General features: G+C 64.8%; 15 protein-coding genes and 1 pseudogene. 6 read left to right on the top strand and 10 right to left on the bottom strand.

The annotated features are described in order from the left end of the window. Window positions 1-103: 103 nt before the first annotated feature. The 9 genes from NKI37_RS19645 to pcaQ form a co-directional block, all read right to left on the bottom strand. Window positions 104-1,135: a hydroxyacid dehydrogenase gene (locus tag NKI37_RS19645; protein ID WP_352787296.1), complete on the bottom strand. Its 1,032-nt coding sequence runs from the start codon at window positions 1,133-1,135 to the stop codon at window positions 104-106. Window positions 1,136-1,388: 253 nt separating this feature from the next. Then, window positions 1,389-2,834 carry an aldehyde dehydrogenase gene (locus tag NKI37_RS19650; RefSeq protein WP_352710864.1) on the bottom strand — a complete coding sequence of 482 codons (1,446 nt, stop codon included), beginning with the start codon at window positions 2,832-2,834 and terminating at the stop codon, window positions 1,389-1,391. A gap of 94 nt (window positions 2,835-2,928) precedes the next feature. After that, on the bottom strand, window positions 2,929-3,714 hold the full coding sequence (locus NKI37_RS19655) for a coniferyl-alcohol dehydrogenase (RefSeq protein ID WP_027050689.1): 786 nt from the start codon (window positions 3,712-3,714) through the stop codon (window positions 2,929-2,931). 2 nt (window positions 3,715-3,716) lie between these two features. Continuing rightward, window positions 3,717-4,781, bottom strand: a complete 1,065-nt coding sequence (locus tag NKI37_RS19660) for a branched-chain amino acid ABC transporter permease (protein WP_352710866.1) — start codon at window positions 4,779-4,781, stop codon at window positions 3,717-3,719. Next, entirely contained in the window at window positions 4,778-5,674 is an 897-nt protein-coding gene (locus NKI37_RS19665) for a branched-chain amino acid ABC transporter permease (RefSeq protein ID WP_352710869.1), read from the bottom strand. The genes NKI37_RS19660 and NKI37_RS19665 overlap by 4 nt, the downstream gene beginning before the upstream one ends. Then, window positions 5,671-6,399 carry an ABC transporter ATP-binding protein gene (locus NKI37_RS19670; protein WP_352597104.1) on the bottom strand — a complete coding sequence of 243 codons (729 nt, stop codon included), beginning with the start codon at window positions 6,397-6,399 and terminating at the stop codon, window positions 5,671-5,673. Before NKI37_RS19670 ends, NKI37_RS19665 begins: the two co-directional genes overlap by 4 nt. Then, the gene (locus tag NKI37_RS19675; protein WP_352597148.1) at window positions 6,396-7,070 is read right to left on the bottom strand and encodes an ABC transporter ATP-binding protein; all 675 of its coding nucleotides are present in this window, start codon (window positions 7,068-7,070) and stop codon (window positions 6,396-6,398) included. Before NKI37_RS19675 ends, NKI37_RS19670 begins: the two co-directional genes overlap by 4 nt. 89 nt (window positions 7,071-7,159) lie before the next feature. Further along, on the bottom strand, window positions 7,160-8,458 hold the full coding sequence (locus tag NKI37_RS19680) for an ABC transporter substrate-binding protein (RefSeq protein ID WP_352597106.1): 1,299 nt from the start codon (window positions 8,456-8,458) through the stop codon (window positions 7,160-7,162). Window positions 8,459-8,733: 275 nt separating this feature from the next. After that, window positions 8,734-9,651: a pca operon transcription factor PcaQ gene (gene pcaQ / locus NKI37_RS19685; protein WP_023685275.1), complete on the bottom strand. Its 918-nt coding sequence runs from the start codon at window positions 9,649-9,651 to the stop codon at window positions 8,734-8,736. Window positions 9,652-9,743: 92 nt separating this feature from the next. Between pcaQ and pcaD the strand changes: the two genes are divergently transcribed. From pcaD to pobA, 6 genes are read left to right on the top strand one after another with little or no spacing between them, the layout of a single operon-like run. Beyond that, complete coding sequence (gene pcaD / locus NKI37_RS19690) at window positions 9,744-10,553, top strand: 3-oxoadipate enol-lactonase (protein ID WP_352597110.1); 810 nt, start codon at window positions 9,744-9,746, stop codon at window positions 10,551-10,553. Further along, window positions 10,546-10,959, top strand: a complete 414-nt coding sequence (gene pcaC, locus NKI37_RS19695) for a 4-carboxymuconolactone decarboxylase (RefSeq protein ID WP_023668153.1) — start codon at window positions 10,546-10,548, stop codon at window positions 10,957-10,959. Before pcaD ends, pcaC begins: the two co-directional genes overlap by 8 nt. Then, a complete protein-coding gene (gene pcaH, locus NKI37_RS19700) occupies window positions 10,949-11,704 on the top strand; it encodes a protocatechuate 3,4-dioxygenase subunit beta (RefSeq protein ID WP_023704676.1) in 756 nt (251 codons plus the stop codon). Before pcaC ends, pcaH begins: the two co-directional genes overlap by 11 nt. Continuing rightward, on the top strand, window positions 11,704-12,318 hold the full coding sequence (pcaG, locus tag NKI37_RS19705) for a protocatechuate 3,4-dioxygenase subunit alpha (protein ID WP_023668155.1): 615 nt from the start codon (window positions 11,704-11,706) through the stop codon (window positions 12,316-12,318). The genes pcaH and pcaG overlap by 1 nt, the downstream gene beginning before the upstream one ends. 16 nt (window positions 12,319-12,334) lie before the next feature. Continuing rightward, a complete protein-coding gene (locus tag NKI37_RS19710; protein ID WP_023754410.1) occupies window positions 12,335-13,387 on the top strand; it encodes a 3-carboxy-cis,cis-muconate cycloisomerase in 1,053 nt (350 codons plus the stop codon). Further along, window positions 13,387-14,559, top strand: coding sequence for a 4-hydroxybenzoate 3-monooxygenase (pobA, locus tag NKI37_RS19715; RefSeq protein WP_352787292.1), 1,173 nt, complete (start codon window positions 13,387-13,389; stop codon window positions 14,557-14,559). The genes NKI37_RS19710 and pobA overlap by 1 nt, the downstream gene beginning before the upstream one ends. Before the next feature lie 13 nt (window positions 14,560-14,572). Here the strand turns inward: pobA and NKI37_RS19720 are convergent. Further along, a pseudogene (locus tag NKI37_RS19720) lies at window positions 14,573-14,790 on the bottom strand (hypothetical protein); the annotation flags it as partial.

Here is a 14,790-nt window from a genome sequence, read left to right on the forward strand (position 1 = left end):
TGAAAAACGCCAATGCCGGAAGGTTCCCGGTCATCCTGAGCGGCGATGACAAAGGGGTTTTGGCCAACTGCGAAATCCATCTCAGGCGGATTTCTCGCGACAACTAGTTCCTGTCCGCCGGCTTCGAACGCATCCTTGACACCGTCTCGCGCTCGGCGCGCTTGGAGCGCAGAGGCGGCAGGCCGCGGTCGATCAGGTCCATGTCCTCCAGCACCATGTCGCCCATGCGCTTGAAGGCGATGTCAAGCGCACCGGCGCGGTGGGCGGAGCGCAGGAAGCCGGGGATCGTGCGGACCGGATGGTCCTGCGCCAGCGGTTCTTCAGGGAAGACATCGCTGGCGGCGACGATGTGGCCGCTTTCCACCGCCGCCATCAAGGCCGGAAAATCGACGACGCCGGCGCGGCTGAGCAGGATGAAGGCGGCGCCCTTGCGCATGCTGGCAAAAGCATCGGTGCCGAGAAAACCCTGGTTCTCCGAGGTCACCGAAGCGACGACGAAGACGAAGTCACTGGTCGACAGCACCTCGTCGAGCGAGGCCGGTTCGACGCCATTGTCGATCAGGATCGATGGCGGCAGCCAGGGATCGAAGACCTTGGTGCGGGTACGAAAGCCCGACAGCAGCCGGTTCAGCGCACGGCCCAGATCGCCGAAGCCGATGATGCCGACATCGGCGCCGGACAGAAGCCGCGCCGTCAAATTGCCATCGCCGCCCCACAGCTCCTCGCCTTTGCGGAAAGCGAGGTCGGCATCGACAATATTTCGGGCAAGGTTGAGCGCCATGGCGAGGCCAAGCTCGGCCACCGGCTCGGCGAAGACGAGGCCGGTGGTGACGACATGGATGCCGCGCGCAAACAGCGTCTCATAGGGCATGTTGTTGATGAGGTTGGTCTCGACATTGAAGACGCAACGCAGCGCCTGCATCTGGTCCAAGGTCTCGGGCGAGATCGGCGGCTGGCCGATAATATAGCGGGCTTCGGCAAGCACGTCGGCGGGCAAGTTCGCCACGCCCTCGGCCGTCGTCTCGACGACGCGGTAATGCGCCTTGAGGCGCGCCAGCTGCGGTGGGGTGAAGATCAGGTCGAGCGTGCGTGGTTCCGGCGCGCTGATGACCAGCGGCGAGGCCTTGTTTGGCATGACGATTCCTCCCCGGCGCGATCCGCATCGCGTATTTTGCTTTGCACTTGTGGTAGTCCCAAAACCGCTTGCCGCCGTCTGGCGGCATGTGCTTGAGGGGTAAAATACCCACGATTAAACGATTTACAACTCCGGGAGGGGCCGCCGATCGCGGGGCTCGAGCCTTGCCGGGTTTTGATGCGGGAATCCGTTGGCTCGCCAGGCAACGGGCCTGAGGGCTCCTTTCCTTCTCCCCCTGTGAGAGAAGGTGCAGTCAAAACGGATAGTGCTGCCCCGGATCCTCGATCGTCAGCCAGCGCAGGTCGGTGAATTCGGCGATCGAGGCCTTGCCGCCGAAGCGGCCGTAGCCTGAACCCTTGACGCCGCCGAACGGCATTTGCGCCTCGTCGCCGACGGTCGGGCCGTTGATGTGGCAGATACCGGCTTCGATGCGCGCGGCGACCGTCATGGCACGGCGGATGTCGCGGCTGAACACGGCTGAAGACAGGCCGTATTCGGTATCGTTGGCGACACATACCGCTTCGTCCTCGCCCTTGACGCGGATCACCGGCTTGACCGGGCCGAAGGATTCTTCCGAATAGACGCGCATCGCCGGCGTCACGTGGTCGAGCAATGTCGCCTCGACCACGGTTCCGGTGCGCTTGCCGCCGGCCACAAGCCTGGCGCCCTTGGCGACGGCGTCGGCAACCAGTTCTTCCATCTTGTCGGCGGCTTGGTCGCTGATCAGCGAACCGAGCACGACATGGCCGCGCGGGTCACCGGCAGGCAGCTGCGCCGCGCGGGCGGCGAGCTTGGCGACGAACTCGTCGGCGACCTTTTCATCGACGACCAGGCGCTCGGTCGACATGCAGATCTGGCCCTGATGCATGTAGGCGCCGAAGGTCGCCGCATTGACCGCGGCGTCAATGTCGGCATCGTCGAGCACGACCAGCGGCGCCTTGCCGCCGAGTTCGAGCAGCGCCGGCTTCAAGTGACGGCCCGCGAGTTCGGCAATGATCCTGCCGACCTTGGTCGAGCCGGTGAAGTTGACACGCCTTACGGCCGGGTGCGCGACCAGTGCCTCGACGATTGTCGCTGCGTCCTTGGGATCATTGGTGACGACATTGATGACCCCCTTGGGCAGGCCGGCCTCGACCAGCACCTGGCCGATCAGCCGGTGTGTGCCTGGGCACATTTCCGAAGCTTTCAGCACAACCGTGTTGCCGCAGGCGATCGGCATGGCGATGGCACGGGTTCCGAGGATGACCGGTGCATTCCACGGCGCGATGCCGAGGCAGACGCCGGCCGGCTGGCGGATCGCCATGGCCAGCGTGCCGGGCTTGTCGGAGGGAATGACCTCGCCCGAAATCTGCGTCGTCATGGCGGCTGCCTCGCGCAGCATTTTGGCGGCGAGCATGACGTTGAAGCCGGCCCAGGGGCCGGTCGCGCCGGTTTCTTCCATCATCAACTTGGTGAATTCGCCGACCTTGGAGTCCATGACATCGGCCGCCTTGGACAGCAAAGCGCGGCGCTCGCCCGGACCGGTCTTCGACCACGTCTTGAAAGCGGCAGCAGCGGCTTCGACCGCGGCATTGGCGTCGGCGATGCTGGCTGCGGCAGCGCGGGTCGCCAGCTTGCCGGTGAACGGGTCCATGCGCTCGTAAGAGGCTGAGCCGGAGGCATCCCTTTTGTCGCCGTCGATCAGAAGTCCGATGTCCATTGTTCTCTCCCTCGCTCGCCGTGGAGCGTCTTTTCTATCTATTATCGACCACGATCTGATCCGAACACCGGCTCCCACTTTTCGGGATCATGGTCTAGAAGCCGAGCACCTCGGCATTGATCGATGCTTCAAGCCCACCGTCAACCGGCACATTGACGCCGTTGACCCAGCGTGCGCCGTCCGAGCACAGGAACAGCACGACAGGCGCGATGTCGCCCGAGGTTCCGGCGCGCCCGACCCTGGCGATGTCGCTGTCCACGCGGGCGTCACCCAGCACATTGCGGAACTGTTTGAGGATCGGCGTCTCGACCGGGCCGGGGCTCACTGCATTGACGCGGATGCCGCGGCTCCTGAACAGGTCCTGATGTGCGGCGCGCTGCGTCCACAACAGCAGCAGCTCCTTGGAAACGGGATAGCCTTCCTCGTTCTTCACCTGATGGTCGGCGATCATCTTCGCCACATCGGGAAAGCCTTCGATGCCGACCATCGATGCCGCGCGGTTGAGATTGGCGCGCCAGCCATAGCCGGCGATCGAGGCGACGTTGACTACGGTGCCGCCTTCACGAAGTCTTGGTGCCAGGCCTTCCGAGAGCGCGCGCAGGCCGTAGAAGTTGACGGCCAGTGTCGACACCGCACCGGTGTTGCCGGGGAGGCCGGCGACATTGCAGAGCGCATCGATGCGCTGCGGCAGGCGCCCGAGGAGATCGTCGACGCCGGCCTTGGACGAGATGTCAGCCTTGACGAAACTGCCGGCCGATGCTGCCGGTTCACGCATATCGACGCCGATCACGTCAGCGCCCAGTTGGCCGGCAAGTTCGGCCGTGCGAGCGCCGATACCAGAGGCGACACCGGTGATGAGGATGGTCTTGCCGAACAGCATGGTCACGCCTTTTCACTATGCGTTGCGGCCTGTTGCGGCGAAGGCGTCGCGTCACTATCGCCGGCGTTTGCCGGCAGCCTGACCCGGTAGCCGACCGGTAGCAGGCGCAGGCCAAAGCGCTCCTCCAGCGTTCCCCACACGCCGCGCGGCAGGAACAGCGAGAACAGCACCGCCGTGGCGCCGAGGCCGATCAGATACCAGACGCCGGTGCCGCCGAACCAGGTCTCGATGAGGAAGAACAGCAGCGCACCCAGAATGGCGCCCTCGAAGGTGCCGATGCCGCCGACCAGCACCATGAAGATCATGTAGGCGGTCCACTGGACGTTGAAGTAGGTTTTCGGCTGGAAGGTGATCGACGTGGCCAACCACAGCGCGCCGGCCATGCCGATGCCGAAGGCGGCGAGCACGAAGAGCAGCCGCTTGGTTCCGGTGACGCGCACGCCGACCGATGCCGCGGCCTCCTCATTGTCCCTGATGGCGCGGATGGCCGCACCCGTGCTGCCACGCAGCAGGCTAAACAGGATGGCAAGGAGCGCCGTCATCGCGGCCAACGCCAGCCAGTAGATCGTCGCCCGCCTGGAACCGGCGTCATAGATGTTGAGCGAGATCAGCGACGTCCCGGTCTCGCCTTGCACCAGCCGGTCGAGATTGACCAGCAGATGGGTGAGCGCCGCGATCACCCACATGCCGATGGCGAACTCGCCGTTCTTCAGCTTCAGCATGAACAGCGACATTGGCCAGGAGATCGCGCCGACGATGATCGCGGAGACGAACAGCGAGGCGAACGGGTTGAGGCCGGCATCGGCCAGACGGATGGCGAAATAGGCGCCGAGGCCGAAGAACACTTGCTGTCCAACCGAAACCAGCCCGCCGAAGCCGGCCAGCGCGTTCCACATCGCTGCCAGGATCACATAGATGAACAAGGCGGTAAGGCGGTCGACGGCGCCGGCCGACAGGAAGTGCGGCGCGATGCCAAGCAGCGCGATGATGACGACGACCGCAATCGCCGAGATGCGCGAGGCGGAGGTGCCGCGCTCGATGACGGGGTCGTTTAAAACCGCGCTCATGATGCTTTCCTCGCGGGCAGGCGCAGCAGGCCGCGCAGGCCGAGGCCGGAGGTGGAGAGCCGGATGAACAGCACGATCAGGAAGGCGACATGGCCGCCGATCAGAAAACCTTGCGGATGGATCTGCGCGCCGAGCGTCTGGGCGAGCGCCAGAACGATGCCGCCGACCAGCGTGCCCCATAGCGAACCGGCGCCGCCGATCACCGCCGCCTCGAAAGCGAACAGCAATTGAGGTGCGCCGGTATAGGGATCGAAGGTGGCGCGCATGGCGAGGAAGGCGCCGGCCAGCCCAACGGTGACCATGGCGATGGCGGCGGCGAGGGCATTGGCGCGGCGCGCATCGACGCCGACGAGACCGGCCGTGTCGGGATCTTCCGACGTGGCGCGGATCGAGCGGCCAAGCCTGGTGCGGGTGAGGAACAGCTGCAGTCCGCCAAGCAATATGACGGCGGCGGCGAACATGATCACGGCAAGCTTGCCGACATAGATGCTGCCCGGCCATTCCCAGGAATCGTAGGAGAGGCTGCCGATATAGGGCGCCAGCGAACGTGTGTCGGCGCCGAACTGCTCGAACAGCGCATTGTCGATGACGATGGCGAGGCCGAACGTGGTCAGGATCGGCAGGAGCGCGCCGCCGCGGGCGCTGCGCTCGAGCAGGAAGCGCTGCAGCGCCCAGCCGATGGCCGCCATCAGCGGCAGCACGATGAGCAGGCCGACGAAGGGCGAGATATGGAATTGCGAGGCGAGCCGCCACAGCGCATAGGCGGAAAACACGGCCAGGCTTCCATGTGCGAGGTTGATGATGCGCATCACCGAAAACATGAAGGAGAGGCCGCAGGCGATCAGCGCGTAGTAGCCGCCGAGCAGGATGCCCTGGACGATCTGGTTGCTCATGCCGGCACACTCCCGGCGCTTTTTCTGTGCAGACCGAAATAGGCTTTCGTCACTTCATCGCGGGACATGCCCTTGCTCGGGCCTTCCAGCGCGACGCGTCCTTCGAGCATGCAGATGACCTTGTCCGAGACCGAGAGCGCGCGATTGAGGTCCTGTTCGACCAGGATGATCGTCGTGCCGGAGCTGATCAGGCCTTGCAGCGAAGCGTATACGCGATCGACCACCAGCGGCGACAGGCCGAGCGAGACCTCGTCGAGCAGCAGCAGTTCGGGATTGCTCATCAAAGCGCGGCCGATGGCGGTGGCCTGCTGCTCGCCACCGGAGAGATGCCCGGTCTTGGCATGGCGGCGCGGCTTCAGATTGGGGAACGTGTCGAGCACTCGTTCCACGCTCCAGTCGCCGGGACGGCCGGCGGTCTTGCCAAGCAGGAGGTTCTCCTCGACCGTCATCTGCACGAACAGTTTTCGCCCTTCCGGCACCAGCGCGACGCCCATGCCGACGCGCTTGTGCGAGGGAACGCCGGTGATATCGGCACGATTCAGCAGCACGCGGCCGGCCGTCGGCTGGTGCGCGCCGGCGATCGCCCGCAGCAGGGTCGTCTTGCCGGCGCCGTTGGCGCCGACCAGCGCCAGCGTTTCGCCGCGCTCGATCGTAAAGCTCACACCGCGCACCGCCTGCAACAGGCCATGGCGGACGACCAGATTCTCGATTGCGAGCAGGCTCATTTCGGGCCTCCGCCGAGATAGGCGCGCACGACTTCCGGGTCGGCCATCACCGCTTGCGGCTCGCCATCGGCGATGATCTTGCCGGCGTCCATACAGATCAGCCGCTCTGCCACCTGCAGCAGGATGTGGACGATGTGCTCGATCCAGACGATGCCGATCTTGCGGCGGCGCAATTCCTTGATGGTATCGACAAGTTCGCTCGCCTCGCCATCGGTCAGGCCGCCGCCGATCTCGTCGAGCAGAAGCAGCGTCGGCCTTGCCGCGAGCGCGCGGGCAAGTTCCAGCCGCTTGCGGTCGAGCAGGCCGAGCGTTTCGGCGCGCCGGTTGGCCACGCCCAGCATGCCGCACAGTTTCAGCGACGCCAACGCCTCTTCATAGGCCTCGTCGCGGGCGAGACCGGCGCCATGCGATGCCGCAACAAAAACGTTCTCGAACGTGGTCATGCCGCCGAACGGTTTCGGCACCTGGTGCGTGCGCACCAGGCCGAGCCGGCAGCGCTGCGTTGCCGGCAGCGCCGTCACATCGCCGCCCTTGAAGGCGACCGTGCCGGCGCTCGGCGGGAAGGCGCCTGACAAGATGCTGAGCAGCGTCGTCTTGCCGGCGCCGTTCGGGCCGACGATGCCGACGGCCTCAGCGGCATTCATGGCGAAGTCGACATCGTCGAGCACCACCAGCGCGCCGAAGCGTTTCTGGATGCCGGCAGCGCGGAGGATCGCGGCGTTTGCTGAACCGTTCACGATGCGATCCCCGTAGCCGTCCGTCAGCCGTTATACGGCTGGAGCTTGGCCTCGACCGGAACCTTCGGGTCGGTGGCGTTCTCGGTCACGACGTAGTCGAGCGGGAATTTGCCGCCTTCCTTGGCCGCCACCCATTGGGTGCCGATGATCGGGCCGGGAGAGACATTGGCGACCGGGCCGCTGGTGAAGTCGACCTTGCCGATCATGGTCTCGGTGTTGAGCGTGCTCAGCGCCTTGGCGACGGCCGCCTTGTCCTTGGCGTCGGTGCTTGCCTTCAGCGCCTCGAAGCCGGCGTCGAGCAGCGACATCGAGGCGCCGAGCTGCTGCGTCCACTGCTTGCCGCTGGCGGCCTCATAACCGTCGGCCAGTTCGATTCCCGAAACGCCGGTCAGCGGCGACTTGTAGGGGAAGGCCTTGTGCCAGTAAGCGGCGCTCGAAATCTTGTTGCCGAGATCGCCCAGCGCCTCGATGTCGGACGGGAACAGCCCGGTCTTGGCGACCTGGCAGATCTTGATCTGCTTGATCAGGCCTTGCTGCGCGGCCTGGCGCCAGAAGGCGGCGAAGTCCGGCGGGATCGGGAAGGAGTTGAAGATCTCGACGCCTTCCTGCTTGAACAGCGCGATCTGCGAGGAATAGTCGGTGGTGCCGGTCTCGTAGGCACCGGGATCGACGATGGTGAAACCCTGCTTTGCCAGCAACGGCGCCAGATGGGTGCGGATGGCATTGCCGTCGGCGTCGTTGGGATACATGACGCCGACCTTCTTGTTGGTCTCGATCAGGTTCCATTGCGAGATGTAGGTCCGGAAGAACTCGTCGACGCCGAAGCCGAAATGATAGGTCCATTTGAACGGCGAGGGTTCCCCGGGCTTGGCGCCGCGGCCGAAATACCAGGCCTCCCACGGCATGACGGTGGAGAGGCAAGGCACGCCGGCGGCTTCGCAGGCGTCGGCGACCGGGTTGATCACCTCCGGCGTCGACACCGCCAGCATCAGGTCGACGGCCTGGTTGTTGATGAGGTCCTTGGCGAGCTGGCCGGCGCGGGACGGGTCGGATTGCGTGTCCTGGTCGATGATCTCGACACTGTATTTCTTGCCGCCGATGTCGATGCCGTTGGCGAGCGCCTTGCGGGCGAGGTCGAGCACATAGCCGTCGGTCTGGCCGAAGCCGGCGAGCGGCCCGGTGCGCGGGCTGACAAAGCCGACCTTCAGCGTGTCGGCGGCCTGCGCGAAGGCCTGGCCGCGGCTGAGCGCAAGTGCCGCGCCGCCGGCGAGCGATGTGGCGATGAACTGGCGCCGCGAGACGCCGGATTTGCTTGAGGTCATGCTGGTATTCCTCCCTTTCCTGACGGCACCTGGAGGTCACCGCCGGCCTGCTCAAAATCGATGCCGCCCGTTCTTAAGATCGGAGATCGCCCCGGCAGGCCTTGAGGCGGCAGCGGAACGCCGCCAATGCCGATAAGGCACGATTTCGATCCTCCCATCGTCACAGTGCCCTAGGTGTTTGGTTTGGTAAAATGATATTTTGCGGTGTTTCGTTAACCAACAGGTTATGGAAATACGGCTGAAGGCCCGCTCTGCGCCAGATTGGCGAAAGGTGCTCAGGCGTTCTGGCTGGCCGCCTCGCGAATGGTCTGCAGCAGGATGGTGAAGGCCGGCGAAGGCGCAGTGTCGGTCCGCATCGTCAGGCCGACGGGCCCTTTGGTTTCCTCGGTGTTGACGGGCAAGGCGACGAAGGCGCCGCTGGAGAGTTCGTTGGCGACGACGCCTGTCGATATGATCCAGACCGCATTGCTTTGGCGCAGGAAGGCACGGCCGAAGGAATCCGAGACGGTCTCGATCTCGGTCGCAGGCGCCGTCATGCCGTTGGTGATGAACAGGCGGTCGACGAACGGGCGGATGACCGACTCCCGCGTCGGCATCAGCACCGGGAATTCATCGAGCCGGGCGAAGATGTCCTGGCCCGGCTGCAGCAGCGGATGGCCGGCCCTCACCACGAACAGCACCGGTTCGGAATAGAGATGCTCGAAGAAGAAGCCGGTCATGTTTTCCGGCGCCGCAAGCCGGCCGACGACGAGATCGAGCGCACCGACGCGCAACTGTTCCAGCAGGACCGCGTTCTCGCCGGTGACGATCTTGATCGCAGCACCGGTATTTTCACTCAGGAACAGGCTTATGGCGCGTGGCATCACCTTGGCCGACACTGTCGGGAGCGCGCCGATGCGGATCGGATGCCGGTTGATGGCGCCGTCCTGGCGGACGGAATCGACGCCGCGCTTCAGTGCCGTGATCGCCGTGCCGGCATGGCCGAGAAAGATTTCGCCAAGCCGCGTCACCCTGATGCCGCGGCCGTCGCGTTCGACGACAGCGATGCCAAGCGCCTCCTCCAATTCGCGCAACGTCTTGGTCACGGCCGGTGGGCTGACATGGAGAAAGTCGGCCGCCCTAGCCACGCTGCCTTGCCGCGCTACCTCAAGGAATGCCTGCAGGTGACGGAACCTTATGCGGCTTTCGGACATGTTCTCATAACCTAGCAGTTAATGAAACGGCGTAAAATATCATTTTACCAAACCAAATGCCTTGTGCAATGTGAACACGGAGGATCGAAATCGTGCCATTCGTCAACATTGGCGGCATCACGCTGCACCATCGCCATATCAAGGCGAAGGGAAATGCGCGGCCGATCGTGTTCATCAATTCGCTGGGCACCGACTTCCGCATCTGGGACGAGGTGTTGTCCGAACTGGGTGGCGAAATACCTGTGTTGGTCTACGACAAGCGCGGCCATGGCCTGTCCGACATTGGTGGCGTCAGCTCGATCGACGAGCATGTCGATGATCTGTCGGGCCTGATCGATCATTTCGAACTGAACAATGCGGTGCTGTGCGGCCTGTCGGTGGGCGGCCTGATTGCGCAAGGGTTTTATGCCCGGCGCCCCGAAATCGTCGACGGCCTCATCCTGTGCGACACCGCCCACAAGATCGGCACGGCCGACAGCTGGAACACCCGCATCGAAACGGTCGAAAGCAAAGGCATCCAGGCCATCGCCGATGCCGTGCTCAAAATGTGGTTTACGCCTGCCTTCCACGCGGACCGTGTCGCCGAGCTCGACGGCTACTGGAACATGATGACCCGGCAAGCCGTCGCCGGCTATGTCGGCACCTGCGCCGCGGTGCGCGATGCCGATTTTACCGAGGCTGCGCAGGCGATCGCGGTGCCCACGCTTTGCGTCGTTGGCGACCAGGACGGCTCGACGCCGCCGGATCTCGTCCGCTGGCTGGCCGATCTGATCCCAGGCGCACATTTCGAAATCATTCGTGACGCCGCGCACATCCCTTGCGTCGAACAGCCCGAGGCGCTGACCACCCTGATCCGCGATTTCGTCGCGGCGCTTCCCCTGAGAAAGCAGACCCATGGATGAACTGCCCAAAAACGAAACCAGATACCGAACCGGGCTGACCGTCAGGCGCTCGGTGCTCGGCGACCCTCATGTCGATCGCAGCGAGGATGCCGTCACCGATTTCGACCGGCCGTTCCAGGAGCTGATCACCGAGGCAGCATGGGGCACTGTGTGGGCGCGTCCGGGCTTCAGCAGGCGCGAACGCTCGATCGTGACGCTGGCACTGCTGGCCGCCCTTGGCCATGATGAAGAGGTCGCCATGCATGTGCGCGCCACCGCCAACACCGGTGCGTCGCGCGACGATATCTGCGAAGCGTTCCTGCATGTCGCGATCTATGCCGGCGTGCCGGCGGCCAACCGCGCCTTCAGGATCGCCAAGGAGGTGTTTTCGGAAATGGACGGAAGCAGGGCTGGCCATGCCAGCTGATGCCGGCTCGAACCGCAGGCCCGAGACCGGCGCCTTCTTCCAGCGCGACCGCGGCTGGCACCCGCCGGCGCTGACGCCCGACTACAAGACTTCGGTGCTGCGCTCGCCGCAGAAGGCGCTGCTGGCCTTCGACAACACGGCGTCGGAGATCACCGGTCCGGTGTTCGGCCACGCCGTGCTGGGCGAACTCGACAATGACCTGATCCACAATTTTGCAAAGTCCGGCGAGAGCGCCATCGGCGAGCGTATCATCGTCTATGGCCGCGTGCTCGACGAGCGCGGCCAGGGCGTCTCCGGCGCGCTGCTCGAATTCTGGCAGGCCAATGCGGGCGGCCGCTACCGCCACAAGAAGGACGGCTATCTGGCGCCGCTCGATCCGAATTTCGGCGGCTGCGGCCGCACCATCACCGATGCCGACGGCGGCTATGCCTTTCGCACGGTGAAGCCAGGTCCCTATCCCTGGCCGAACGGGCCCAATGACTGGCGGCCGTCGCACATCCATTTCTCGGTGTTCGGCCACGGCTTCGCACAGCGGCTGATCACCCAGATGTATTTCGAGGGCGACCCGCTGATCTGGCGGTGCCCGATCGTGCGCGGTATCCGCGACAAGGCGGCGATTGAGACGCTGGTCGCCGCGCTCGACATGCAGGCGACGATCCCGTTCGACGCGCGCGCCTACAAGTTCGACATCGTGTTGCGCGGACGCCGCGCCTCGCTGTTCGAAAACCGTCCGGAGGGCAATTGATGGCGCAATCGCTGACCCGGCTGAAGGAGAGCCCGTCGCAGACCGCCGGTCCCTACGTGCATATCGGGCTGACGCCGAATTTCGGCGGTATCGGCGGCGTCTACCCGACAGACCTGGGCGCCACGATGCTCAACGACAACGCCAAGGGCGACCGCATCGGTTTGCGCATTCGCGTGCTCGACGGCACCGGCACGCCGCTCAGGGATGCGTTGATCGAGATCTGGCAAGCGGATGCCAATGGCTTCTACAATTCGCCGGCCGAATTGCGCGGCGATGCCGATCCGGATTTTCAGGGCTGGGGCCGTCAGCCGACCGACATGGAAACCGGCCTGTGCAGTTTTCAGACGATCAAGCCGGGACGCGTGCCGTATGGCGACGGCCGGCTGATGGCGCCGCATATCAGCCTGTGGATCGTCGCCCGCGGCATCAATATCGGCCTCCACACGCGGCTCTATTTCTCCGACGAGGCCAAGGCCAATGCCGAGGATCCGATCCTGGCCCGCATCGAGCACAAGGTGCGCGTGCCGACGCTGATCGCCGAGCGGCAAGGCGACGACTATATTTTCGACGTCCATCTCCAGGGGGAGAAGGAAACGGTCTTCTTCGACAGCTGACGGAGGAAACCAGCACATGACCGTATCGCCCTTCGACCATCCGCTGCTTTCCGGCCTGCTCGGCGACGAGGAGGCGGCTCGGCATTTTTCGGTGGATGGGGAAATCGCCGCCATGCTCGATTTCGAGCGCGCGCTGGCGCAAGCGGAAGCCGAAAGCGGGATTATCGGCACGGATGCCGCCGCGGCGATTATACCTGTCCTGTTGTCATACAAGCCGGACACCGCGCGGCTGCGGGCCGGTGTGGCGAAGGATGGCGTGATCGTGCCCGAACTGGTGCGCCAGTTGAAGGCAGCGGTCGGGGCGCCGCACGACGCCGGCGTGCATTTCGGCGCAACCAGCCAGGACGTCATCGACACTGGCCTGGTGCTTCGGCTGCGCCGGCTCATTGAACATCTCGACCTGCTGCTGACTGAAAACATTCTGCGGCTGGTGGGGCTGGAAGAACGTTTTGGCAGCCGTGCATTGACAGCGATGACGCGCATGCAGCCGGCGATCCCAATTCAGGCGTCGGACCGCGTGGCGGTGTGGCGCACGCCGCTGCAACGGCATCAGCAGAGACTGTCGGAGCAATCCAAGCGTCTGATCGTGGTGCAGTTTGGCGGCGCCGCCGGCACGCTGGAGAAGCTGGGCGACAAAGGACCTGCCGTGCGCGCGGCCCTTGCCGCAAAGCTCGGCCTTGGCGACGCGCCGCAATGGCACAGCCAGCGGGATGCGCTGGCCGAATTCGCCGGGCTGCTATCGCTCATCACCGGCAGTCTCGGCAAGTTCGGCCAGGACGTTGCGCTGATGGCGCAAGGTGGAACCGACATCAAGCTGTCCGGCGGCGGCGGCTCGTCGGCCATGCCGCACAAGCAGAACCCGGTGAAGGCGGAAGTGCTGGTGACGCTGGCGCGCTTCAACGCCACCCAGCTTTCCGGCATGCACCAGGCGCTGGTGCATGAGCAGGAGCGCTCCGGTGCTGCCTGGACGCTGGAATGGCTGCTCTTGCCGCAAATGGCGATAGCGACCGCGGCTGCGCTACGGCTCGCCGCCGAACTCGCCGGACAGATCGAAAGCCTGGGACACTGATGCGCACAAAGATCGTCATTGTCGGCTCCGGACCGTCCGGGCTGCTGCTTGGCCAGCTTCTCGGCACCATTGGCGTCGAGACGGTGATCCTCGAACGTTCGAGCCGGCAGCATGTGCTTGGCCGGGTGCGGGCAGGGGTGCTCGAACAAGGCACCGTCGAGTTGCTCGAAGAGGCGGGCGCAGCTGTAAGGCTGCATGCCGAGGGCCTGCTGCATGCCGGCATCTCGCTTGCGTTCGGCGGCGGCCTGCACCGGCTCGACCTCACGGCACTGACCGGCGGCAAGCATGTCACCGTCTATGGTCAGACCGAAGTGACGCACGATCTGATGGACAAGCGCGAGGCGGCCGGGCTGACCACCGTCTATGAGGCGGCCAACGTCGCGCTGCATGGTTTCGATGGCGAAGCGCCCTACGTCACCTACGACAAGGACGGCGTCAGCCATTGCATCGACTGCGACTTCATCGCCGGCTGCGACGGCTATCACGGCGTTAGCCGCAAATCGGCGCCTGGGCGGGCGCTGAAAACCTTCGAGCGGACCTATCCCTTCGGCTGGCTCGGCGTGCTGGCCGAAGTGCCGCCGGCCGATCACGAACTGGTCTACGCCAACCATGAGCGGGGCTTTGCGCTGTGCTCGATGCGGTCGACGCATCGCAGCCGCTACTATGTGCAGGTCCCGGCTGACGAACAGGTCGACGCCTGGAGCGACGGTCGCTTCTGGGACGAATTGCGCAGTCGCCTGCCGGAACAGACCGCAGCCGCGGTCGTTACCGGCCCGTCCTTCGAAAAATCAATCGCGCCGCTGCGCTCCTTCGTCGCCGAGCCGATGCGCTTCGGCCGGCTGTTCCTGGTCGGCGACGCCGCCCATATCGTGCCGCCGACGGGCGCCAAGGGGCTCAACCTCGCCGCCAGCGATGTGCGCTATCTCTTTGCTGGGCTTCGCGAATTCTATCTGGACAAATCACCAAGCGGGCTCGACGCTTATTCAGCCAAGGCGCTGGCCAGAGTGTGGAAGGCGGTGCGCTTCTCCTGGTGGATGACGACGATGCTGCACCGCTTTCCCGATACGGGCGAGTTCGGCCAGCGCATCCAGGAAGCCGAGCTCGACTATCTCGTGCATTCGCAGGCAGCGTCGGCCGCCCTGGCGGAGAATTATGTCGGACTGCCGTATTGATTGGCTGAAGCCATCAAACCCGTTCGAGCGCCACCGCGATGCCCTGGCCGACGCCGATGCACATGGTGGCGAGCGCATAGCCGACGTTGCGTTCGCGCAGTTCCAGCGCTGCCGTGCCTGCAATGCGCGCGCCCGACAATGGCATATTGCGAAATCTCGGCGTGCTGGAAAATTCCAAGGCGCTGATCTCGCAGCCGCTCGGCCTTGTCGATGCGCGCGATGCGAAGGAGC

This window comes from Mesorhizobium sp. M0626 (assembly GCF_040320665.1).
Lineage (GTDB): Bacteria > Pseudomonadota > Alphaproteobacteria > Rhizobiales > Rhizobiaceae > Mesorhizobium.